This window comes from Opitutus sp. (assembly GCA_024998815.1).
GTDB lineage: Bacteria > Verrucomicrobiota > Verrucomicrobiia > Opitutales > Opitutaceae > Rariglobus.
The window spans coordinates 1,449,484-1,473,299 of record JACEUQ010000001.1; the positions used below are offsets into that span (position 1 = coordinate 1,449,484).

Genomic DNA, 23,816 nt, shown 5'->3' on the forward strand with positions numbered 1-23,816 from the left:
CAGAGAACGCATAGAAATACAGGGGTTGTTCTTTGCGCTCCTTGCGTTCTTTCGCGGCCAAACTGCCTTGGATTGTTGATCCGACACTTTAAATATTACTGCCTAAGGGCATTTGGCGTCGCAGTGTCTACGTTTGGCGGCGTGCTGGGCGTGCTGGGCGTGCTGGGCGGGCTTGGCGGTGCGGTGGAGACACTCGGAGAAGCATTGTTTTTTTCGCCGCCGATCAGCGAATTGAGCAGGCGACTGGGGCCGTAGGCAAAGATCCACGACGGGCTGTTCAACATGCCAGTCAGCTTCACCTCCAACGCCCGCGAGAAGGGCGTCAGCACAAAGCCAACAGCATTGCCCACCACCGACGAATTTTCGTCGAACGGGAAAACCTTCGTCGTGAAATCCAGCGTGCCGTCCCGCAACCGATAAAAACCCTTGGCCTGGATCAACGCGCTCGGCCCGGTGATACGCAGCTCGTCGAACCGCAACCGCTCTCCCTGCAGCGCGAAGGGCGCCTCGACCCGGTTGAGCGAAAAGCTCCCTAAATTAATCAAGGTCCCACTCAAGGCCTCGGACAGCGGCCCGAACAAATTCAACTGCCCCAGTTCCGAGCCATGGATCACCGCGCGTCCGTTGCCGTTAAAACTAAAAAAGTCCGTGTACATGCCCTCCGCCGCGAGCGTGAGATCCAGTTTCCCCTGGTCATAAAGCGTCTGCCGGGCCCGCGCGGCCTTGCCGGATTCGCTCACCGCGGGGACCGCGGCAGTATTCGGCTGCAACTGCGCCACCGCCTGCATCGCGGCGCCAAGATTGGCGTCGGCCAGAGCGATATTAAACGACAACCGGCGCGCGTCCGCCGGCCCCTGCACGAGCGCCGTGCCTTTGGCACCGCCCCGGGCGAAAACCACCGCCAGCTCGGGCAACTCAATGCGTTCGTCGCGCAAGAGCGCTTTGACCTTCAGGTCGGCCAGCGGGAAACCGTGGTAGGTCATCGCCCCGGTCGAACTCAAATCGATGTCGATGTGCTCATGTTTGCCGCCCACCGCAGCCGCGCTGTCGACCCGGCCGCTTAATTTCAACTGCGGTGGCACCGTGAAGGCATAGGGCGCGAGCAACTCAGCGGACTCCTGCTTAAACAACTCCCCAATCGTCTCCAACGGCAGCGTGGAATCGACCTCGAACTCCATCGTCGTCCACGTGTTTTTATCAAGATTGAGCGTGCGCGAGAGCCACCCTTGCGCCCCGTGACCCGCACGGGTGACGTCGAAGTGGCGGATGTCGAACCAGTGCGGCCTCAGGTACAGCCGCGTACGCACGCGCTCGAAAGTCACGCCCTTTAGCCCGGTATCGGCGCAGTCCGCCTGAACAAAAACCTGTGTCGCCGTCAGATCGCCCCAGCGCCCCAGCACATCCACATCAGCCACGGGCAAGGAGGCATTAAAGGTAAACGTGCTCCAGAAATCGCTCCACCAACTATGAAACCACTTATCGATGCCCATCGGCCGCAGCCCACCGGTGAGCAAGAAGCGAAAGTCCAACGTCTGTGCGTCCATCTCATAGCTGCCGTGAGCCAAACTATCGCCCAGCCGCAGCACCAGATTGTCGCAGAAAACCCGCTTGCCGTCGTAGGTGAACTCCGCGCCCGTCTCAGCGAGCGGCACCCCGCCCACCAACACGTGCCCACTGTGCAAGCTCCCCTGCGCCTGCGCGAGTTTCCAGCCCGGCGCGAACGATGCCTTTACATGCAGCGGGGCCGGCTGCGCGGGGATGAGCAAATTCCCCAACTCTCGCCCGATCTGGCGCCCCGCGAAGGTGAGCGTGGCCGCATCGACGAAGCCATCCAGCGCCACCTCGGCCGTCCCGGTTTTGGGCTCCACCGTGCCTTGTACCCGCCAGGGCGCGCCCGCCAGCGTCAGGGAAACGTCGACCGCAAAACGGCCGTCCTCGGGTTGGCTGGCCGTACTGGCAAGCGGCCCGATTTCGATCTCGCGCCACCGCAACGAGGCGAACTCCATTTCCAGCAGGCTCGGCGCAAATCCATACGCCCCGCCGGGCGCCCCACTGAGCCGGAACGCCAGCCCCTGCGCCGTGATTTCCTTCGGCAGTTGCAGCGACGCAACCGCACCTTCGATGTCCAAGGGCACTCGGCCCAGTTCGCTTAGCGGCAGCGTGCTGTCGGCGCGTACCCCGAACAGAAAACCGGTCGCCCCGCCTGGCAATTTACCCAGATCGATCCCTACTGCGCGGAACTCCACCTTCGCCTGCGCCCCCGCATTGCCCATCGCCGTGAGTTTAATGTCCACGCGCGGGGTATCAAAGGCCCCCAGCCAGCTGTCGGCGGCCTGAATCTGCCGGGCAACTCCCAGCCACGCCGCGCTAAAGGTTTTAACCTGCTCCTGGAGGCTCGCACGCTGCGCCCCCTCCTGCCCGCGCGGAGTCGGAAACCGCCCGTAAACTTGCACCGGGACTTGGCGAATGTAACCAGCCAGGTGCGACAAAACGATTTCGCGTCCAGACCGGTGTAGCTCCAGGTCCACGTCACCCACCATCACTTCGTCCACTCCCGACAGCGATTGCATCCCGGGTAAATGCAGATCCATCCCACTGACCCGCACCTCACTCAGACTCAGCTCACCGACGAGCAGACTCCAAAGATCGATGTTGGTATAAACCGAACCGGCCGTAACCAAGGGGTCCTCCATCGAAATGGGCCCAACGCGTACATCCTCGCAGCGAACATCACCGGAAAAATCGATGCGAACCAGGCCCAGCTTCACCCTCAGCCCGTGCTCGGCCAGCCGCGTTTCGATGGCATGCCGGGCAGACTCGGGCAGCAAGATGTGCCGCGAGGACAACACATACAGCTGCGCGGCAAGGACGCTGAGCAGCAGCAGCCAACCCGCCCAAAGGACCGCGCGGGCCCCGAGGCGAGTCACCCACCAGCTCACTTTCCATGCCTGCCGAAATGCCATACTTAAGGAGCGGCGACGGGGACCACGGGGACTGAAGCAGGCACCACAGGGGCTTCCGTGGCTGCAGGAACGGCGGGCGCCGCAGGAACTGAAGGGTCTGCTGGAACCACAGGCGCCGTTGTGGCGGCTGGGGCCGCAGGGACGACAGGAACCAAAGGCGCCGCAGGCGGGCCGGGATCACGTGCGCCGTAGGTCAGCAGCCACAGGGCATCGAGCAGGGTTTGCTCGACGGAAAAGACCACCCCAAATTCAGCCGATCCGGCCAACTGGGCGCCACCGCCCGAGCGTTCGGCGATCTGGAGTGTGGTGACGCTTTTTTGCGGCGCATCGGTCGCACCGCCAAGCGCGAGTGTGGCCTCCAGCGCGTATTTCCAAGGTGTGGGCTGTCCATCGACGAGCGTGGTCGGCGTGAACGCATCACTCACGAATTGTTTGGCGCGCAGGGTCGTCAGCCCTTCCATCACGGTCTTCAGGGCGGCACGGCGCGCCTCAGGTTCGGCAGCGAGTGCGGCCTCCCACGTCTGTCCTTCGGCCAGGCTCAGGTTGACGAGCGGCTGCTCGGGTGAGGCGTTGGCCACGAGTTTGAGCCCGGTGATGCGGGCGCCCTCGGGAAGGGTGCGAACCGTGCGGTCACGGTAAAACAACGGCGCGACCGGCAGGCCGTTAAGCGTATCAGCGGCCACTGCGTAGATAAACGATTGCCCCAATACGCGCGCCTGCAAGGTGCCGCCCTGCTGGCTGCTCACCCCGATTTGCACCGTCAGTCGACGAGGCGCAGCCAGCCCGCCATTGGCGGCGGCGACAGGCGCCAGGGTCAGCGTGATTTCACGCTGGGGCAGGTTAAACCCGAAATTCTCGATCTCGGCATCCGACGGCGCATCGCGCAGGTAACCCGACTCACCCGGCACCGGGGAGGCCACCGTGAGCAGCGCAAGGCGCTGGAGCAGGTGGGTAATCAGCGTGGTGTCGGCCGCGAGGGCTGGGCCGCCAGCAGCGGACACGATCTGCCAACCGGTGGTGTCGTTGCGACGCAGCACCAGCGGCTCACGCTGGCCAGGCGCGCCAAGGGTTACGGTGGTCACCAAGCTCGGGTCAAAGTCCAGAATACGCGGCTCGCGCAGGGTCTCTTGGGCGCGGCGCAGGGTTTCAAACAGGCTGTCCGGAATCGTGGTCACGAAGACTTGGGTGCGATCCTCCATCCGCGCGTAGTACGCGGTGGCGGGCGCCGGATCCTTCTTTGCGTCGTCCTTTTTCACGGCGATTTTAACCGGATAAACACGCCCCACCAGCAAGGTTTCGCGGCGGCTGTTGCCCTCCACCGTCACCCGCATCACCGGCTTGTCCAAACCGCTCTCCGACACGGGCGCAGCCGCCAGGAAATCAACCGCGCGCAGCCGGTTCAGTCCGCTAATCACCACTTCGGTGGGCGCCTTGTTGGCGCGGGTCACAATCGGTGCCTCAAAGGCCCACTGTGCCCCATCGCGGCGCAGGCGCACCCGCGGGGCGGGCGCCGCATTCTGCATCCCCAGCGAGCGCACTTCAAAAACCGGGATCGTAAACAACGTGTCGGTTCGCAGCTCCTCCATGCCCACGACCAAACTCTCCGCCAGACTCCGCCCCACCACGTGGACCTTCTTGCCGTCGGGCGAGAGCACATACAGGCGATTACCCACCTTCGTGGTGTCGCCAATTTCCAGCCGCGTGGACAGCGCCGGCGCCCCAGGCACGGCGGACGGGCGCGTGAAGGTCAGCGTCAGCTTCGACGGCTTGAGCCCGTAGTCGGCCAACGACTGGCCGTTGGCCGCCAATCCCTCGACGGCGAAACTCGTCTCCGCTTCCAGGAACTCGAGTTCGTGAATGATGCGCCGCACGGCAAAATCGTTGGCCGGCCAGTTGATGGGGTCCTTGAGCTCCCACGGCGCGTTGTCGCTAGGGCGTTCCAGCCGAATGCGCTGGGTCTTGCCCTCCGAGGTGATTTCCAGGGAGTTCGTGCCGATGGCCTCATTGCCGAGGACGCGTTTGCTGAACCGGGCGGATTCTTGCTCCGCCTGCCACTCGCGGCGGGCGTAGATGATCACCGCCAGCAAAGCGACATTCAGGAGGAGCAGGACAAGCGTGACTTTGGTGCGCATGGGGAGGTCGGCGAAAAGTTAGTTGCGACGGGTAATGTAAACGACGATCCCGAGGGTGGCAGCGAGGCCGGGCAGGATAAAAATAAGGCTGAAGCGCAGGCGCTGCAGCTGCTCCTGGCTCAGGGCGAGCTGGAACTTCTCGATCGGCCGGGCCGGTACATTCAGGTCGATGTCGCGGTCGGTCGTCCAGTTGATCGCTGCCATGAAAAACGTGAGGTTACCGATCACCCCGAGTCGCCCGTTGGCGATCCAGTCCGCGCTGCCAAAGGTGACCAACCGGCCACCGGGAACGGTGAACGGCAGGTTACTGCGGGCCGTGCGGCGCTCGGAAGCAGTGACCACCATGATGCGCCCCGGCATATCGACGCCGACGTCGTACTTGGGCGTGCCGCGCTCACGGTAGTTACGCTCGCCCCACGCCTGCTCAGAGGTGGCGACCAGCGGCTTCACCTCCAGATTGGTGTCGAGGGTACGGCCCGGATCGGGGCGCACTGAGCGCGATAACCCGAAGCGCAGGGGGATTTTATAACTCAACAGCGAGCTGGTGATCGGGTGGTCTTTTTCCAAAGCGGGCAAGATCAGGTCGCCCGTCTCGCTCTGCGCGGAGGTCCCTGAATCAAATACCACCACATCGTCCACCAACACGCCCCAGTCAAAGAAAAGGTCGTCCAGCCCGGTCGGATAACCGGGTGCCAGCAACGCCAGGATGCGCCCCGCTCGGTTCGAGAGGTACTGGCGCAGCAACTCCTGCTCGGCGGCATCAAAGCGCCCCTGCTGCCCAACAATCACCAGCACGGCGGCGTCGTCTGGAATTTTGCGCGACAGCGATAAATCCAGCGAATCGACCGCGAAGTTGCGCGCCTTCAGCTCCGCATCGAGCGCCGACAGCCCGCGCGCCGGACTCACGTCATCCACGGCCATCTCGCCATGGCCGGTGAGGAAATAGATTTTTTTCTTCGTCGGGCTGGAGACATCGAGGATCGCCGCAGTGAACGCCTGTTCGCCTCGGAACGCCTTTTTCTCCTGGTTTTCCACGCGGTAAAGCTCGTCGAGCCCCACCACCCGGCGCCGGTCCCCGCAGAGCACAAGAATGGTGTTGGGCTGGTCGATCCCGAGCAGCTCCGCCTCGCGCCGCCGCTGGAACACGTCGATAAACTCGGTGGTGACCTTGCCACGGGCGTTACCCGCTGTGGCGAAACCGTACTCCCTCAGCAATCCCGTCACATCGCGGTGCGCGTGGTTCACCTGCTCGTTGTCACTGTCGGCATTGAGCGTGACGATAACGCGCACAGGCTCCGTCAGGTTTTTCAGGTACGCGCGTGTCTCCGGCGAGAGCGAGTGGCGGTGATTCGTCGTGAGGTCAAAGCGCCAGCCGTAGTGAATGGCTAGGTAGTTGAGACCGGCGAACAACGACACAAAAAGCACGACCTGCGCGAGCAGGTTAAAGGTGCGCACCCAGCGGACCGTGCGGAAGGAGGTTATCTTGGCCATGATCAGCTGTGGAGGAGTTTGGCTTCGACGCCGAGGATGCTAAAAATCAGCGCGAGCACGGTGCCGCTCACATAAAAGAGGATCTGGCGGGTATCGACCACCCCTCGGGTAAAGTCTTCGAGGTGACGGAAGACCATCGTGTAGTCGATGGCGGCACGCAGCGGGTGCATCGACTCAAGGTTGAGCACCTCCACGGTGCTCACAAAACGCACCCCGATGATGATGGCAAAAAGCAGGGTGAAAGAGAGTATGCCGGCCACCGCCTGGTTGCGGGAGAGCGAACTGGCAAACACCCCGAGCGCCACGTAAAGCAGCCCGGACACCGCAATGAACAAATAACCGCCGACCAGCGGCCCGCTGTCGAGAAACCGCGCGTCCCCGGCGAAGCGGTGCAGAATATAAAAAAAGCCCCCGGTCGATGCCCACAGCAGCAGGTACAAAAAGTACGCGGCAAAATACTTGCCGAGCACGACTTCGGTCGTGGAAACCGGCGACGTAAGCAACGTTTCCAACGTGCCCAGCCGGCGCTCCTCCGCCAGGCATTTCATGGTGAGCAGTGGCACCATAAAAAACACCGGCAGCCAGAACAGTTGAAAGAAAACTGCGGCCGGGGAGGTTTCCTGTGCCGAGGCGCTGTAGCTCTCCAGTACCCCGGAAAAGATAAAGCCCATCACCGTGAGAAAAAGCACGGCGGCGATGTACGTGCTGGGGCTCACCAGCAACATTCTGATCTCGTGACTGAGGATGGTCGTAAAGTGCTTCATGGGGTGCTTTTTTGAGTCTTGGTGGGTAGGGCGGCCGGTGCATCCACTTTTTCCCAGCCGCGCCGGGTGGCGGCGAGGAACACGTCTTCCAGCGTGGGCTGGATCCGGCTGAGCGAGCGCACGCGGAAACGCATGTCCGTAGCGAGTGCACCCAGCACGGCTTCACCGAGGTCTTCGTCGCGCGTGCTGGTGAGCATGAGCTTGCAAAATCCTGCCGCATCAGGCGCGCCGCTTTCAGCGATTTGGAGCGTGGCATCAACGTCGCTGAGGGCCTTGGGCAACGCTGTAACCAGTTCGCCAGCCACCACCAATTCGTAGCGCGCCTGCCCAAAAACTTCCCGCCTCAAGTCCGCCGGTGTACCGGCTGCCACGACGCGGCCCTGATTGATAATCAACACCCGGTCGCAGGTCATCTCGATCTCGGGCAAAATGTGCGAGGAAATGATCACCGTCATGCGCCCGCGCAGGCTCGCGATGAGGTCGCGCACGATCAAAATCTGGTGCGGGTCGAGCCCGATGGTCGGCTCGTCCATGATGATTACCGGCGGCTCGGCGAGGATCGCATCGGCAATGCCCACGCGCTGGCGAAAACCCTTGGACAGTTTACCGATGATGCGGTGGCGCACCCGCGTGAGGTCGCACAACTCCAGCACCTCGTCGATGCGCGGCCCGAGCTTGCGGCGCGAAATCTCCTTAAGGCGCCCCCGGTAGTGCAGGTACTCGGCCACCCGCATATCCTCGGGCAGCGGGTTATTCTCCGGCATGTAGCCGATGAGCTTTTTAACCTCGTCGCCGCGCGAAGCCACCGGCACCCCGCAGACGTTAACCTCGCCGGCGGTCGCGGGCAGGTAACCGGTGAGAATGCGCATCGTCGTGCTCTTGCCCGCACCGTTGGGCCCCAGGAAGCCCAGAATCTCGCCCCGGGCCACGCTAAAACTGATCTTACTGACGGCGGGATGGCCGGAGTAGATTTTTACGAGGTCGCGGACTTCGATGGCGGGAGTTTCGGCGGACATGGTTGGGCGGGGCAGTGAAGGCTGTGGGTGGAGCAAATGCGATGGTTTATCGCAGGTTTAAGCGATATGTCGTTGAGGGCTTTTTTAAGGCAAAACCAATCTCGATACCATTTCCCAATTAAAGAAATACAAACGAACCGGTTTACCGCTAATGAACGCTAATGGCCGCTAATGAAAACCAGTGATCCAGCGCTTCTGAATTAGCGTATCTTAGCGTTCATTAGCGGTTAAAAATTCCGTTGTTTGTTGCTGGATTGCTGGTGCGTTGGTTACCTTTGCGACTTCTGCGCTTTTTTGCGGCTAAATCATCGGTTCGTTACCCCAAGCTGAGTTCGCTCATTTTTTGTGTCATGTAGTGATTTTTGTGGCCAACGGATCGATTAATTCCGCCTTAAAATAGGCCATATCATGAGTTTAAATCATTGAATTCAAGCGATATGCTGTAGCGAGGCCGAGCAACGTCAAATCGGGGACAACCCGCACTGTTTGGCGCAGGCGCGATTCCAAGAAACTTGCGTTGCCCCCGGTGATAAACAGATACGGCCCCATTTCCCCCCGGCAGGCCAGCTCCGCGAGCACCCCGTCGAGCAGCGCCTGAATCAGGCCCGGGAAACCCACCACGGTGCCGATGCGCATGGCCTCGGTGGTGGATTTGCCGATCATGCCGGTGATTTCCAGCGAGTCGTCGAGCAACGGCAGTTGCGCGGTACGCTCGTGTAAGTAGCGCCGCGTGACCTCCAAGCCCGGCGCGATAATCCCGCCTTCGTAGCCCCCGAGCTGCGTGATCACGTCAAAAGTCACCGCCGTGCCCGAATCGATCACCACCGCTGGACTGCCCCCAAAGGCATGGGCGGCGGCGGCATTGGCCAGCCGATCCTGGCCGATTTCTGCGGGATTGGGGTAGGTAATGGGCACGCCAAGCCGACACTCGTGCGTGAGCTGAAAAACCGGCAAAGCCGAATGGGCGGCCAACACGGCACGCAAGCGCGGGTTGGCGGCCGGCACCACCGAGCAGAACGCGACGCCGACAAGGAGCGGGCAGTTGCGAGCGAGCGCGTTGATCACCTGCGGAAGACCGGTGGCGGGATCTTCGAGAGTAGCGGTGTTAACCACGCCCAAGTCGGTGGTGGTGTCGTCGTCGCCGACCACCCCGAAGTGCGTGTGGGTATTACCAATGTCGATGCAGAGAAGCGCCATGAATGGAAAACCAACACTGTCCAATGCCGAAGCGCACCGGTGCAAGCGCTTAGAGCCAAAACCTGAAAGGCTTGTTAAAGGATTGGGCGCGGAAATAGGCCGCACGGTCTACTCGGTAGTAACATTTAAAGTGTCGGATAAAACCAAGGCAGTTTAGCCGCGAAAGAACGCAGAGAACGCATAGAAATACAGGGTTTGATCTTTGCGCTCCTTGCGTTCTTTCGCGGCCACATCATCCGGTCCCCCCATCAGTCACGTCCGTGCTGGCTCGTTTTTGTGTCATCTCGTGATTTTTGTGGCCAACGGATCGGGTGCCATCCGCCTACCTCCCGCTTAAAGCGCTCGATTTTCTCCGCCCAATCAGGCTTCCTGATAAAAATCGCCATGTCCCAACCTTCCTTAGATGACGACGAATCCCCCGCTGCGGGTGACAGAAAGACCTTCTGGGCACACCTTGACGACCTTCGCAAGGCCTTGATCCGCTCTGCGATAGCCGTTTGCATCGCCCTCTTCCTCTGCCTCTTCATCAGCGACAAACTGATGAATATCCTAGAGTACCCGATTCGGCACATGAACATGTTCGAGAAGCCCAAGCCGACGGTCACCTTTCAAATCGGTGACGCCAAAATGGGCCCCTACACCGTCGCCCCCGAACAATTCAAAGGACTACCTGAAGGAACTGCGCCCCAGGTGGTATTTAACGTCGGCTCCGCCGTGATCGACGGCAAACAAGTCGCCACGCTTGAGTTGGACACCCAAACCCCCATCAGCACCGAAACAACGCGGGTAAAACTCCACAACTTTGGCCCAGCCGAAGGCTTTTTTCTGGCCTTTCGTATCTCGATTTATGGCGGGCTAATCCTCTCCTGCCCGTTTTGGGCCTACTTCATGGGCTCGTTTATTTTCCCCGCCTTCAACCTGAACGAAAAAAAAATCATCTTTCAATGGGTCGGCTGGGGCACGCTGCTGTTTTTAGCTGGCATTTCATTAACCTATTTCCTGCTCCTACCGATCGCCCTACGCGCGTCCATTGAATACTCGCAGCTCATGGGCTTCGATGCCTACACTTGGCGGGCCGACGAATACATCAAGTTCGTCACCCACTTCCTCCTCGGCATGGGGCTGGGATTTCAATTCCCGGTCATCGTCTTAATATTGGTGAAAATCGGGGTCCTGACCCACCACCAACTCGGCAAGTATCGCCGCCATGTGGTGGTCCTCTCCCTGATCTTGGGCGCCCTGCTCACCACCCCCGAAGTGATCACCCAGATATCGATGGCAGTCCCGCTCTATATACTCTACGAAATCTCCATCTGGATCGCCTGGTATTGGGACTGGAAAAAACGCAAAGCCGCGCGCCTGGCCGGCGACATCGACATCTGATCTGGCTGAGTCATTGCCCACGAAACACACGAAATGACACGAAACTAAGTCTGTCGATCTACAGCCTATTGGACCACGGAACACACGGAATACACGGAAGAACCAATCCGTTTGAACCACTAATGAACACTAATAGTCGCTAATAACACAAGGCATCAGAATTCGCCAGATCCGCCATAAGTAACAATCACTGCACATGAGTGGTTAACGGCTCGATCCGAATTTTCGTAGCATTTAGTGTATTTGTGAGCGGCGAGCGGGAAAGCGTCTATTTCTGGCGGTTAGGAATGCACTTCTTCTTCGGTGGATCTTCTTCCCCTTAAAAAGAGTAATACTCTTCTTCCGTGGGTGGGTTTTCTTCGGTTCTTCCCGTTTTGTTGTGGGTTCGGGCATAAAAGCAGCTAAAAAGTAAAGATGAGCATAAGCGCACATGAACATTACCGGCGGTTGCTGTTGCTGCCGGAACCGTGGGAAGTAACCAAAGTGGAGGAAGACATTCTCGGACTAAACGTGACGGTCTGGTTACGATGGCCAGACGGGGCCAAGGTGCCGTGCCCAGTGTGCGGTCAGTTGATGCCTATTTACGACCGAATGAAGGAGCGGAGTTGGCGTCACCGTGATGTGATGCAATATCGACTCGAACTGCGGTGCGCGGTGCCCCGCTGCGATTGCGAGGAGCATGGTGTTAAAACGATGCACGTGCCGTGGGCCGAACCAGGCTCGCGGTTCACCTCGCTTTTTGAAAGCTTTGCCGTGGCCGTGATCGCCTCTAGCCGATCGCTAAGCCAAGCCGCCGAGTTGCTGGGACTTCATTGGGATAGTGTACAACGTATAATCGATCAGGCTGTTGAGCGAGGCTTGGCGCGGCGAAACCTCGACGGCATCACCCGAGTTGGCTTAGACGAAAAGAGTTTTTTGCGCGGTCAAAGCTACGTTTCATTGATGACCGATCTCACCGGTCGGCGGGTACTGGACGTGGTTCCAGGCCGGGATACAGGGAGTGGGTTAAAGCTTTGGGCATCATTATCAAAGGAGCAAATTGACGGGATTGAAGCCGTCGCGATGGACATGGGTGCATCCTTCATCGCCGCCACCCACCAGGCCGCGCCCAACGCTGACATCGTTCACGACCGCTTTCATGTTTCAAAGCCTATGAACGAGGCGGTCGATCATACCCGCCGGGATGAGGCCGCTGAACTCGCTGCCAAAGGCGATGACATCTTAAAACGCACTCGCTTTCTTTGGCTGCATGGCATCGTTCCTGATGACCGCAAAGAGCACTTCGAGGCGCTGCTGGAGTCCAATCTTCGTACGGCCAAGGCATGGGCTTATAAAGAGCAGCTGGTCGAGTTTTGGGGACAACCCAACGCCGATGCGGGTAATACTTTCTTCCAGCTGTGGTATCGCTCGGTTATGAGTAGCCGCCTGCCCAGAGTCAAAAAAGTAGCAAAGTCACTAAAAGCCCATCTGGCCGGATTACTGACTTACTTTAAGCACCGTATTTCGAATGCACTCACCGAGGGTTTTAATTCAAAAATCCAAGCAATTAAAGCCGATGCTCGTGGCTTCCGTAAGTTCGAAAACTATCGCACCCGTATTCTTTTCTTTTGTGGTAAACTCGACCTCGAGCCTAATTTCCCCCCAGCCCTAACCCACAGTATTCCGTGAAGAACCTTTTCTTCCCTGTCCGGCTGGGGATATGAGGGGTGCGAATGGGTGGAGATTGAACCGGCGGGACGCTTGGCGGATGCACAGCGATGCATCCAACCGGTTCACGCAAGTGTTTGCACTGTGTCGATTTCTTTCTGCCCGACGCGCATAACCGCGAGCGTCAGCGCTACTGCGGGAAGCCGGGATGCCGACGGGCGAGCCGGGCGGCCAGTCAGGCCAAATGGTTGGCGAAGCCGGAGAACCTCGACCACTGGAAAGGCCCAGAAAATGTCCAACGGGTGCAGGAGTGGCGGAAGGCCAATCCGGGGTACTCAAGGCGGAGGGGGCCGCGACGGCGGGTGGCGTTACAAGACATCCCAACTACGCAATCCGTTGTGCACCAGCCTAAAGCCGAGCCGGTCGCCGAGGTGGCGTTACCGAATCCCTGCGTGCCGTTACAAGACAGATGGGAGTCGCAAAACCCTGTGCTCGTGGGGCTTATCGCGCAGTTCGCCGGAGTGACGTTACAAGAGGACCTCGAACCCATGCTGCGACACCTGCAATCCCGGGGGCGGGTGATCCTGGGCATCGACGTCCAGCCGCCCGATTATGCAAAAACAACCGATCGATCGCGAACAACTCCGGCGCACGCCGGCCCAGTTTAGCTGGCTGGACCACCGGCTGGTGCGGGGCAATTACCTGGGGCGGGCCAGTGCCCCCGCCTGGGGCCTCTATCTGGTCCTGGTCACCGTGGGCGACGCCGACGGGCTGAGTTACTACGCCACGCGCACCCTGGCCCGGCTGCTCACGCTCAGCGAGGACGGCCTGGTCGAGGCGCGCCGGCAGTTAATCGAGGCCGGGGTGATCGCCTACGCCGCGCCACTTTACCAGGTGCTCTCCTTGGACCGGGGCAGGCCAACGCACACGCTGGCGGCAACGCCGCCGCCGAGCCGGGAGGTGGGCGCGTGATCGATTACGAACTGTATTGCCGGATAAAACAGGCGGAGGCGGCCGGTCACAGTGCGCCGCAAATCGCCCGCTCGCTCCAGTTGCACGTGCAGACGGTGAGGCGCTGGCAGGCGCAGGAAAAGTACGTGCGCAGCCAGGCCGCGCAGGTGCCTAGGCCAAGCAAGCTCGACGTGCACAAGCCGGCGATCGCGCGCTGGCTGGAGGCCCATCCGTTCACCGCCATGCAGCTCTGGCAAAAGGTGCGCGAGCGGGGGTACACGGGCGGGTATTCAATTTTGAAAGACTACGTGCGGCGGGTGCGGCCGAGGAACCTGGAGGCGTTTCTTACCCTCAAGTTTGCCCCCGGCCAGACCGCGCAGGTGGACTGGGGCAGTTTTGGCGCGGTGGAGGTGGACGGCACCCGGCGGGCTTTAAGTTTTTTCGTCATGGTTTTGGGGTACAGCCGGTTCCTGCATGTGGAATTTACCCTCGGGCAGGGCCAGGAGTGGTGGCTGGGCTGTCACCGGCGCGCCTTTGAAAAACTCGGCGGGGTGCCGCGCGAGGTGATGGTGGACAACTGCAAGACGGCCGTCCTCTCGCATGTGCCCGGGACCGACCCGGTGTACAACGCCCAGTACCTGGACTTTGCCCGGCACTACGGGTTTACGATAAAAGCGTGCGGGCCGGGGCATCCGCAGTCCAAGGGCATGGTGGAAAACGCGGTGGGTTACGTGAAAAAAAGCTTCCTTGGCGGGCGGCAGATGAACGGGTTTACCGAGCTGGGGCCGGCCGCCAGCTTGTGGCTGGAAACGGTGGCCAACGTGCGCGTTCACGCTGAAACCCAGGGCCGGCCGGTGGACCGGCTGCCCGAGGAGCGCGCTGCGCTCCTGCCGCTTAACCCGGTGGCCAGTCCGGCGGTGCGCACCTTAAGCGTGCGGGCGTCGCGGCGGTGCCGGGTGAGTATCGAAACGAACCGCTACTCGGTGCCCACGAAGTTTGCCGGGGCGCTACTCACCGCGCAGATCGAGGGGGCGCAGGTGAGGTTTTATGCGGACCGCACCCTGGTGGCCGAGCATGCCCGCAGTTTTGCCCGCCGCGCCGATGTGGAAAACCCCGAGCATGTGCGCGAACTCGAGGAGCGCAAACGGCAGGGGGCGCGGCAGCGCCTGCGGCTACGGTTTTTGGAACTGAGCCCGGCGGCACCCGCCTACCAACGGGGGCTGGAGGAGCGCCGGCTCAACGCGGGACACCACCTGGCGACTATCGTGGGTTTGGTGGCCCTGTATGGAACGGAGGCAGTCGGCCGGGCGATCGAAAGCGCCCATGAACTCGGCGCCTACTCCAGCGATTACATCCTCAACTTGCTCGAACAACGCGCGCGGGCCTTGCCGCAAGCCGGGCCGATCCACCTCACCCGCGCCGACGCGTTGGCCGCACTGGAACTCGAACTGCGTCCCCCGGATTTAAGCCCCTATACCCAATGAAAACAGAACCCGAAAAAACCGATTTATTAAAAGATCAACTCAAGTACCTGAAACTCGGTTACCTGCTGCGCCACCACGGCGAACTCACGGCCGAGGCGGCCAAGGCGCGCTGTTCGCACGCCGAATTTTTACGCCGACTGGTGCAGGCCGAGACCCAGGACCGCCAGATCCGGGCGCTGGAGCGGCGCATCCAGGCAGCGCGCTTCCCGGTCAAGAAAACCGTCGACCAGTTCCAGTGGGACTGGCCCAAGGAGTTGAACGAAGCGCAGGTGCGGCACCTCTTCGAACTGGGCTTTGTCAAGGAGCGCACCAACGCGGTGTTTTGCGGTGGTGTGGGGCTTGGGAAGACACATCTCGCGAGCGCGTTGGGCTACGCGGCGTGCCAGGCGGGCTACACGGTGCTGTTTACGACGGCGGTGGACGCGATCAACGCCCTGGTCACCGCCCAGTCCCTGCACCGGTTGCAAGCCGAGTTGAAGCGTTACATGACCCCTGCGGTGCTCGTGCTCGATGAGGTCGGCTACCTGCCGCTCGACAAGTCGGGGGCCGACCTGCTCTTCCAGATCGTCAGCCAACGCTACGAACGCGGCTCGCTGATCGTCACCACCAACAAGGCCTACAAACACTGGGCAGGGATCTTTAACAACGACGCTGGCATCACCGCGGCGATCCTGGACCGCCTACTGCACCGGGCCCAGACCGTCGTCATCGAGGGCAAATCCTACCGCATGAAAGACCGCCTGGCCGACGAACCTGCAAGCTGACCGGGCCTGATGATCGGCCCCTGGCGGGGCCGGTCATCGGCTTTTACGACAGGTGATTTTGTAACCGCCAGAAATAGACGGTGTTCGCGCCGCCGCTCACAGTGTATTTCGTGGGCAATAATTCTGTAGCTCGAGCCTCCTCGAAAAGCCTTTCGCAACGGGCGTATTCCCGCCCCGGCCGGCCACTGGGGGCGCAAACAGCCCTGAACGAACTCGGTTTACGTGTTCACGAAGGGGCGGCGGCCTAAAAACAGCCCCGGCCCCATCACCAAGGTCGCTTTTCCAACGGCGAAGTCCACGGCGGTTCGCTCCGGGGCTTTTGCACCGAACTAATTGAACCGATTTGGGTTAGCCGCGACGAGCGAAGCGACTCAGGCCGCCAAGGGCAGCGGCTTTTCCTGAGACCTTCTCGCGCGCACCAAAATCATCCGGTCAAAGTTGTGCGCGAGGATCTTCAGGGTCAGTTCGCTGCGCACCGCCGCCAACCCGCGACGACCCGGCCGGCCGAACCCGTGGTTGAACTTGAGCGTAAACATCAGCGACTCGATCGCGCTGCGCTCGGCGCGAAGCGTGATATAATCCTGGTGGTTCCACAGTTCCTCGCCGAGCAAGGCGCGCCCCTTGGCGCCGGAGATGCTCACCTTGGCCACCTTCAGCTCGTATGCCTGCGCCAGCCCTTCGGCGCTGGAGTAGCCGTCGTCGACGTTCGCGCTCGCCGGCACCAGGCCCGTGTTGGCGATATTCTGGATCAGCAGGGGCACCAGTTGCTTGCAATCAGCCACGTTGCCCGCGTCGAGAATCAGCGCGGTGACAAAACCGCCGCGGCTGCGGGCCAATTGCGGCTTGTAGCCAATCACCGGTTCCCGCCCGCCTTTTTCAATAAAAGCAGCACTGCGATCGGCCAGGCTGAGGACCCTTTCCCTCGACTTGGTCTTCACCCCATCATGCACCCGCGCAATGCTTTGCTGGATCGTCGTAATCACCGCGACCACGTCCCCGTGGATGCAGTCCAGTAGGTCTTCCGCGATCCGGCGCTTGGAGGGCCGCAGCTTGGACAGTTTAACATTTGCTTCGGCCTCTGCGGCTTCTACTTGGGTGAGCAACTTGCCGCCCAACTTGCAGGCGATTTGGTAAAACTGGTCGTAGAGCAGCCGGAGTTTTTGGGCTCGGCGGGGACCACCACCCAGCAGGGCGATGGCGCGGGCGCTCTTTCGCAACTCCTCCAGCCAGTGGTCTTTGAAGCCATCCTGCAGCGAGTTAAGCCCGACCTGGTCGAGCTTGCCGCCCATGCGGTAGGCTCGCTCAAAGAGGCGGTAAATGATACCGGAGTCTGTTGGCCAGCAACTGGATGCCTTGATCGCCGTGCTGTCCAGGGTGATATCGGTAAACGAATCGAGCCCTTCGGCCAAAATATCGGCCAATTGGGCCCGGTGGATCAGGGCGAGAGTACTCTCACTCAGGCGATTTATCAGGGGGCCAACGGTATTAGGTGCAGGCAGCGTGTACCCCAAATCATCGAGCAAGGTGCGCAACGATGCCGATTCAAGCAGCACCATCCGGGGGCAGGCACTGTATTGCGACCCCAAGTAACCGGTGGCCATGGCCGTGATAAAAACCACAACAGCGGGGGTGCGCGGACGCCCTGCGGCGAGGAACTCGGCTTGCGTTTTTTCCGCCGTGCCTGACGCCGGCACGGCGAACAACGCCTCGGTCTGCGCCAGTTCGAACTCCCGGTCCTTCCGCCGTTCGCGCTTTTCCGCCATGGCGTGGGCGTCGAGATCGGCGGTCATGGCCACTTCGATTTCGGGGTGGGACCGCCAAAAGCGCTGTAATTGCAGTAAGAAATCACCAAAATCACTGCGCGCCGGGGTTGAAAAGAAGTCGCCGGAGGGATAAACGATCGATTCGTTACTTGATAATTTAACGCCGCTACTTATTTTGTTTCCTGTTTTCATGCAGTATAATACGGCACTTTTACAGTAAACTTAAATCACATAAGTTGTTTTTACTAGAAAAAACCAAAAACCTTTTCGAGGAGGCTCATGCTAGGCGTGGTTGCCCACGGGATAGATGGTCTGCACGGAAGAATTGGAGTGTATGGCGGTAAGCGAATACATTAATTTGCTTCACCTGTAAAACTAGCGGTTTGAAAAAGGTTTGTTTCTTCCGTGTATTCGGTGTGTTCCGTGGGCAATAAATCAGTGGTGAGTAGCGGGTAGCGAGCAGTCATATCCTGCATTAGGGATAGCTTCATCTTAAACACCCCACTTCAACGCCACCTGATACTAACGACAGAAACACTTTAGACTTTTCCCCGACATGGGCGAGACGCCCAGGCCACGCTCGGAAACGCTCGACGTGGCACGGGCGTCTCGCCCTTGGGATTTGAGGCTAAACGCATTCAGCTGCTGGTATGTGGCCACGAATGACGGAGTGATTTCCCGCGGCACACACGGACGACTTCGACGTCGGTCGGCCGGGGAATAGGGGGTCGGGCGCGAAAAAGAGAGCAGCGTCCAGTCTGCTTTTACGCGCCGCCCGTTCCATAACCTTGAGCAGACTGGAAGTCTGCGCTACTTTTTCGCCCGCGTTACGAGTCGGCGGTGCTCGGGTGGCCTGAGGGCTGGAACGGGGCAGGGCGGAAAAATTCATTTTTTCCTTTCATGAGTGGGGCTCAAGTGGTTGAGTGAATGCGCCCCTAAATAGAAATCATGATCGCAAATCGTCAACAGGGCTTGGTTAATGCCTACGCAGTTATTGCGGCATTGATCGCGGTGTTCTTTTTGTTGGTTTACTCAGGGCTGGTCGGGTATTTGCCCTGGATCCACCTTTCCCCGCCGGAACGTTTAGTCCCCTACTGTGTGGCAGTTTTCGTGGGCATGTTGATCAGTATGAGTGGGCTGCGTAAACGCGGCTACAACCTGCATCTGATGGGGCGGTTTGGTGGGATTAGCCTGGCGCTACGGCAGGTGTTACATGTCTCGGCCTGCCTCTTCGGATTGATGTTTGTCCTTAAGGACCATGCCATTAGCCGACTTTTTTTGGTTCCTACCTACTTTTTTTGGGCGTTTATCTTGCACAGCTGCACCGGGCGTTTCCGGCGAAACTAGCCAGCTGGTTTTTCGGGAGTTCCTCGCAGATGCCTACGTTGTTTATCGGCAGTGGGCGTGACTAGTTTGACTTGGATGATTGGATCAGCAACCGCGGGCATTTGGGCATTCGCTCGGTCGGATTGGTGTCGGATGAGCCCCCGACGCGGGCCGACGCCGCTATTGCGCCCTATTTGGGCAAAGTGGACCAATTGCGCGAGGTGATCCGCAGCGCGAAGGTGCGCCAAGTGGTTTTGTTGAAGTGGATGGCGGATACCGAGGCCTTGGAGCGGATTATTGAGGACTGTGAGGCGGAGGGGTGTCGGTTCTTGATTCACAATGACTTGCAGTCCCGCTTCGCGCGTCCGCTGATACCAATTAAGGAAGGGGGGCGGGATTTTTTGTCGCTCAAAGAGGAGCCGCTGGAGGATCCGATCAATCGGGCGACGAAGCGCTTGATGGATATTGCGATTTCGTTACCCGTGGTGCTGCTGGTGTTGCCGCCGCTGTGTTTGTTCGTTTGGGCGGTGCAGTGCATTCAGGCGCCGGGGCCGTTGTTTTTTGTGCGGCCGCGTGGGGGGAAAAACCGCACTGAGTTTAATATGCTCAAATTCCGTTCGATGTATGTGTCGAACCGGAATGTGAACCAGCAAGCAACGGCCAACGATAACCGGATTTATCCGCTGGGGCGTTTTTTGCGTAAAAGCAGTTTGGATGAATTCCCGCAGTTTGTGAACGTGCTTTTTGGGGAGATGAGTGTGGTGGGGCCACGGCCTCACCTGCCGCAACACGACACCGAGTTTAGTTTAATTAGAGCCTGTCCCGAAAGCATAAAAACCTAGCAGTGAACTATTAGCATAAGTTTAATGATGCCTAAAGAGGGGTAATTCCCTGGTTTTGGTCAAAAAAAAGCCGCTATAATCGGCCATGAAGTCAAAACCCGTATCCGCCACCTCGGCCATTGCCCTGCAACGCTGGTTGCGTCCGGCGCTAACGCCAGTCGGTGCCAATAAAGATTACGCCGAGTTTCGCCAGCAATTGGAAGGACTCGACGCGTTGTTGCGTGGCAGCCACTTGGAGACGATGGCGATGGACTTTGCCAAGGCGGGGGCAGGCCAAGCCAGTGTCGCACAACTACGCCAGCGTATGGAGTTTGCGCTCAAAGCGTTACGCTTTGAAGTGTTGCGGGTGCATTTGGGCAACATATCCTTTCGCGAGCTTTCCCGTAGCATTGCCTCAAGTGATTTACTGGCGGATTTTTGCGGTGTTCGCACGCTTGAGGGAATCAAGGGGGCGTCCAAAAGTGTGCTGGAGCGGGCCTCGAAGTTTTTCACCGCCGAACAGGTGCGCTGGATGGGGCAAGTGTTGGTGGAGATGTGCGGCGAGAAGGATCGCGCCACTGAACTCGGGTTGAGCGCGCCGCTGGACATGGATGTTTGCCTCATCGACGGCACGTGCTTGGAGACCAACATCCACTTCCCGGTGGACTGGGTGCTGTTGCGTGATGTGTCCAAGACTTTGCTCAAGGCCATGATTTTAATCCGCCGCGCTGGACTGCTCCACCGTATGCCTGAAGAGCCGGAGTGCTTTGCCAAGCAGATGAACAAGTTGTGCATGTCAATGACCCACGCAGGCCGCCGCAACGACGCCAAGCGCGCGCGTAAACAGATCCTGCGCAAGATGAAGACGCTGTTACGCACGATCGGAGAACATGCCCGCCGCCACCGCGACCTGTTGGCGCAGAAGTATAGCCAAACCCATTACAGCCAACGCCAAACCAAGCGGATAACCACCCGCATCGACGCTATGCTCGGCCAACTGCCCGCCGTCATCAAGCAGGCCCACGAGCGCATCATCGGCGGACGCCCGGTGCCCAACGACCAAAAGATCCTCAGCGTGCATGAACTTGATGTGAACGTACTGGTTCGCGGCAAAGCAGGGAGCCAAGTCGAGTTTGGCAACTCGTTGCTGTTGAGCGAGGCGCTCTCCGGTTTAATCACCGACTGGCAACTCTACCAGGGCGCGGCTCCGGCAGAATGGTGCCAACTCGAGGAAAGCCTGGCGCGGCAGAACCGCTTTGACCTGAGTGCGCCGATTAGCGCGGTCGGCACCGACCGCGGCTTCGCCACCAAAAAAACTTCCGCAATGCTCAAGCAACAAGACGTTTACGATGCGGTATGCCCGCGTGATCCGCACGCGCTCAAGGAGCGTTTGAGCGAAAAACGCTTCGCCCAATTGCAGCGGCGCCGTTCGGCGACCGAAGCGCGCATTGCGATCCTCAAACAACGCCTCGGCGGACGCTTGCGCTGTAAAGGGTTTGCCAACCGCTACCGTTCGGTGGGTTGGAGTGTACTCGGTCACAACCTCTGGCTGGTGTCACGAATCCTTGCCGAGGAAATAACACTTCCGCTGGCCGCTTAATTCAATTTTCCGGCAAAAATGTGAATAACCCTGGGGCTCGCCCCGGCTTTGCCGTACCTTACTACCGCGCTTGGGGGCGGGAAAAATCGATTCGGGCCGCCGTTTAACGTCGCTGGGGTGATTCGTGCCACCTCGTTCGCCCGCAATCCCAATGGACCTCTGCGCACTTTTTAAAAATCCGGAAATTTGGGACAGGCTCTAATTAGCAATGCGTACCGGGTGCGCGCACTGGTCAAGCCGGGCATCACCGGTTTGGCCCAAGTCAACGGTTACCGGGGCGAAATCACCGAGCCGGAAAAACTACATCGGCGGGTGCACTGGGATTTGGTGTATGTGAGCGAGTGGTCGCTGGGGTTGGATTTGCATATCGTGCTACGCACGGCATTGCAGGTGGTTAAGCCGCCGGAGGCAGCTTATTAGTAGGCAGTAACATTTAAAGTGTCGGATTAAACCAATGCAGTTTAGCCGCAAAAGAACGCAGAGAGCGCAAAGAACAAGCACTGTTTTTCTATGCGATCTCTGCGTTCTTTCGCGGCTAAAAGAGGCTCGAAGTATTTCGTTCATTTTACAGTGCCGGCACATCCTACAACTCGAAGGTGACTGCCATAGGGTGGGGACCGGCGGTTGGAGGTGCTGCACACTTTGAGTACCGGGGCAAGGGAGGTCGTAGCTGGCTCCCTTTTGGGTCAAGACCCACTCACTTTGACAGTCAATGGGCGCTACAGTGGGGGCCAAGTTAGTCCTATCCCCCAACCCCTCCAAGGAGCCCCCAAACTGTGAAAATTCTTTTTGTCCACGAGCGCTTTGGCGCACTCGGCGGCGCCGAAGTCAACATCTTGGCCACCGCGGAAGCGTTTCTTAATCACGGTCATGAAACCGGGCTGCTGCACGGCCCCGGCACCGGCAAGGAGGAGTCCGCCTGGTTGCAGACGTTTCCCTCTCGCTTTCAGTACGACACGGCCAGCAGCGGAGGGGCGGCCCTCTCGCTCGCTCTTCGCCAGTTCAAGCCCGACGTTATTTTTCTGCATAAAATGGGCGACCCGGTTTTGATGGCCGCGCTGGTCGAAAACCCCGTGCCCGTGGTGCGCATGATTCATGATCACGACCTGATCTGCATGCGCAGCTACCGCTATAATCCGCTCAACCGAAGCATTTGCACCCGGGCGACATCGGGCTGGTGCGTTTTCCCCTGCGGTGCCTGCATCACGCGTAACCACGGCCCGGGCCTGCCACTTAAATGGGGCAGTTATTCGGCCAAGCGCCAGGAAATCGAGCTGAATCATAAACTCGCCGCCTTGGTCGTCGCCAGTCGCTACATGAAGGGTGAATTGGTGAACAATGGCTTCCAGTCTGATCAAATTTCGGTTCACGCACCCGTGCCTCGCCCTACCGGCGGTACCTTCGAAAGCTCCTTTGATTCCCGTAACCTAGTGGTTTATTCGGGCCAAATCATCCGCGGCAAGGGGGTCGATGTCCTGCTCGAATCTTTGGCCAAAATCACCACCCACTTCGAGGCGGTCATCATCGGTGATGGCAGCCACAGGGCTTACTGCGAGCGGCTGAGCCGACGCCTCGGGCTGAGCCACCGGGTGCATTTTACGGGATTTGTGCCCCAGGCCGAACTGAAGATTTATCACCGCAACGCCAGTGTCGCGGTGGTCAGTTCGGTTTGGCCCGAGCCGTTTGGTGCGGTGGGGCTGGAGGCCATGCGCTGCGGTCTGCCTGTGGTGGGTTTCGATTCCGGCGGGATCGGCGAATGGCTTATCGATGGCGAGACGGGCTACCTTGTGCCTTGGATGGATCGCCAGCAGTATGCCGGCCGCATCGAGGTGCTGCTGCGCAATAAAAAATTGGCGCGAACGCTGGGGGAAAATGGCCGCGAGTTGTCCGAGCGGCGCTTCAGCTTCGCAAGCTACATTCGTGATCTCGAGGGTCTGCTCGCCCGCACCGCGCATGCGCGTCCTGATCTGATTGAATCGAACTGACGAAAAACCTAGTCCGCATTCAACGAGCTACCAACGAGCCGTTTTAACCGCGAATGAACGCGAAATTCCGCTAATCAAACCAATGCTTCATTGCTTCTGGTGACTCCGCTGCGGGATCGGGGGCGCCCGCCCGATCCATTTGCCACAAAAAACACAACATGACACAAAAACGCGGCCCCCAATTGATTTAACCGCGAAGGCTCGCGAAGTTGCGCGAAGAATAACTTAAATAGTTGTTATCCAATTGAATTTATCCCCTTCGCGAGTCTCTGGTTCGTCTTCGCGGTTAAAAATCCGGCATCTTGGTTTCGCATTTACCTACCTAATCGAACGGTCGAGGAACTAAGTAACAAATCGAAGGCGCGGGAAGTAGCGCAGACTTCCAGTCTGCTTTGATTCAATCTCGGCCCTGTAACCCTGAGCAGACTGGAAGTCTGCGCTACTTCTCGAACCGTTAAGCAGACTGGAAGTCTGCGCTACTTCTCGAACCGTTACTTTCCTGCTTCTTCCGACCTCCGACTCAGGCGAA

At 59.4% G+C, this 23,816-nt stretch carries 17 protein-coding genes; 10 read left to right on the top strand and 7 right to left on the bottom strand.

The genetic code is table 11. The annotated features are described in order from the left end of the window. Positions 1 to 95: 95 nt before the first annotated feature. The 6 genes from H2170_06275 to H2170_06300 form a co-directional block, all read right to left on the bottom strand. A complete protein-coding gene (locus H2170_06275; GenBank protein ID MCS6299693.1) occupies positions 96 to 2,963 on the bottom strand; it encodes an AsmA-like C-terminal region-containing protein in 2,868 nt (955 codons plus the stop codon). A gap of 2 nt (positions 2,964 to 2,965) precedes the next feature. Further along, complete coding sequence (locus H2170_06280; GenBank protein MCS6299694.1) at positions 2,966 to 5,095, bottom strand: DUF4340 domain-containing protein; 2,130 nt, start codon at positions 5,093 to 5,095, stop codon at positions 2,966 to 2,968. An 18-nt stretch (positions 5,096 to 5,113) separates the two neighbouring features. Then, positions 5,114 to 6,586 (bottom strand): GldG family protein, encoded by a 1,473-nt coding sequence (locus H2170_06285; GenBank protein MCS6299695.1) that lies wholly within the window; start codon positions 6,584 to 6,586, stop codon positions 5,114 to 5,116. 2 nt (positions 6,587 to 6,588) lie between these two features. Next, positions 6,589 to 7,350, bottom strand: a complete 762-nt coding sequence (locus H2170_06290) for an ABC transporter permease (GenBank protein ID MCS6299696.1) — start codon at positions 7,348 to 7,350, stop codon at positions 6,589 to 6,591. After that, on the bottom strand, positions 7,347 to 8,366 hold the full coding sequence (locus tag H2170_06295) for an ABC transporter ATP-binding protein (protein MCS6299697.1): 1,020 nt from the start codon (positions 8,364 to 8,366) through the stop codon (positions 7,347 to 7,349). Before H2170_06295 ends, H2170_06290 begins: the two co-directional genes overlap by 4 nt. A gap of 414 nt (positions 8,367 to 8,780) precedes the next feature. After that, a complete protein-coding gene (locus tag H2170_06300; protein ID MCS6299698.1) occupies positions 8,781 to 9,563 on the bottom strand; it encodes a type III pantothenate kinase in 783 nt (260 codons plus the stop codon). A 384-nt stretch (positions 9,564 to 9,947) separates the two neighbouring features. Here H2170_06300 and tatC point away from each other — a divergent pair, with 384 nt between their 5' ends. The 5 genes from tatC to H2170_06325 all read left to right on the top strand — a co-directional run bounded on the left by tatC (position 9,948) and on the right by H2170_06325 (position 15,792). After that, complete coding sequence (gene tatC / locus H2170_06305) at positions 9,948 to 10,946, top strand: twin-arginine translocase subunit TatC (GenBank protein ID MCS6299699.1); 999 nt, start codon at positions 9,948 to 9,950, stop codon at positions 10,944 to 10,946. Positions 10,947 to 11,360: 414 nt separating this feature from the next. After that, positions 11,361 to 12,614 carry an ISL3 family transposase gene (locus H2170_06310; GenBank protein ID MCS6299700.1) on the top strand — a complete coding sequence of 418 codons (1,254 nt, stop codon included), beginning with the start codon at positions 11,361 to 11,363 and terminating at the stop codon, positions 12,612 to 12,614. A 591-nt stretch (positions 12,615 to 13,205) separates the two neighbouring features. Continuing rightward, complete coding sequence (locus tag H2170_06315; protein MCS6299701.1) at positions 13,206 to 13,565, top strand: hypothetical protein; 360 nt, start codon at positions 13,206 to 13,208, stop codon at positions 13,563 to 13,565. Continuing rightward, entirely contained in the window at positions 13,562 to 15,028 is a 1,467-nt protein-coding gene (locus H2170_06320) for an IS21 family transposase (protein ID MCS6299702.1), read from the top strand. The genes H2170_06315 and H2170_06320 overlap by 4 nt, the downstream gene beginning before the upstream one ends. After that, complete coding sequence (locus H2170_06325; protein ID MCS6299703.1) at positions 15,025 to 15,792, top strand: ATP-binding protein; 768 nt, start codon at positions 15,025 to 15,027, stop codon at positions 15,790 to 15,792. The genes H2170_06320 and H2170_06325 overlap by 4 nt, the downstream gene beginning before the upstream one ends. 371 nt (positions 15,793 to 16,163) lie before the next feature. Here H2170_06325 and H2170_06330 read toward each other — a convergent pair whose 3' ends face one another. Next, positions 16,164 to 17,747: a transposase gene (locus tag H2170_06330; GenBank protein MCS6299704.1), complete on the bottom strand. Its 1,584-nt coding sequence runs from the start codon at positions 17,745 to 17,747 to the stop codon at positions 16,164 to 16,166. 756 nt (positions 17,748 to 18,503) lie between these two features. Here H2170_06330 and H2170_06335 point away from each other — a divergent pair. The 5 genes from H2170_06335 to H2170_06355 all read left to right on the top strand — a co-directional run bounded on the left by H2170_06335 (position 18,504) and on the right by H2170_06355 (position 23,287). Continuing rightward, entirely contained in the window at positions 18,504 to 18,902 is a 399-nt protein-coding gene (locus H2170_06335; protein ID MCS6299705.1) for a hypothetical protein, read from the top strand. A gap of 71 nt (positions 18,903 to 18,973) precedes the next feature. After that, on the top strand, positions 18,974 to 19,723 hold the full coding sequence (locus H2170_06340; protein MCS6299706.1) for a sugar transferase: 750 nt from the start codon (positions 18,974 to 18,976) through the stop codon (positions 19,721 to 19,723). Between the two features lie 85 nt (positions 19,724 to 19,808). Continuing rightward, entirely contained in the window at positions 19,809 to 21,302 is a 1,494-nt protein-coding gene (locus H2170_06345; protein ID MCS6299707.1) for a hypothetical protein, read from the top strand. A gap of 186 nt (positions 21,303 to 21,488) precedes the next feature. Further along, positions 21,489 to 21,722: a sugar transferase gene (locus H2170_06350; protein MCS6299708.1), complete on the top strand. Its 234-nt coding sequence runs from the start codon at positions 21,489 to 21,491 to the stop codon at positions 21,720 to 21,722. 356 nt (positions 21,723 to 22,078) lie between these two features. Further along, the gene (locus H2170_06355) at positions 22,079 to 23,287 is read left to right on the top strand and encodes a glycosyltransferase family 4 protein (protein ID MCS6299709.1); all 1,209 of its coding nucleotides are present in this window, start codon (positions 22,079 to 22,081) and stop codon (positions 23,285 to 23,287) included. Positions 23,288 to 23,816: the final 529 nt, after the last annotated feature.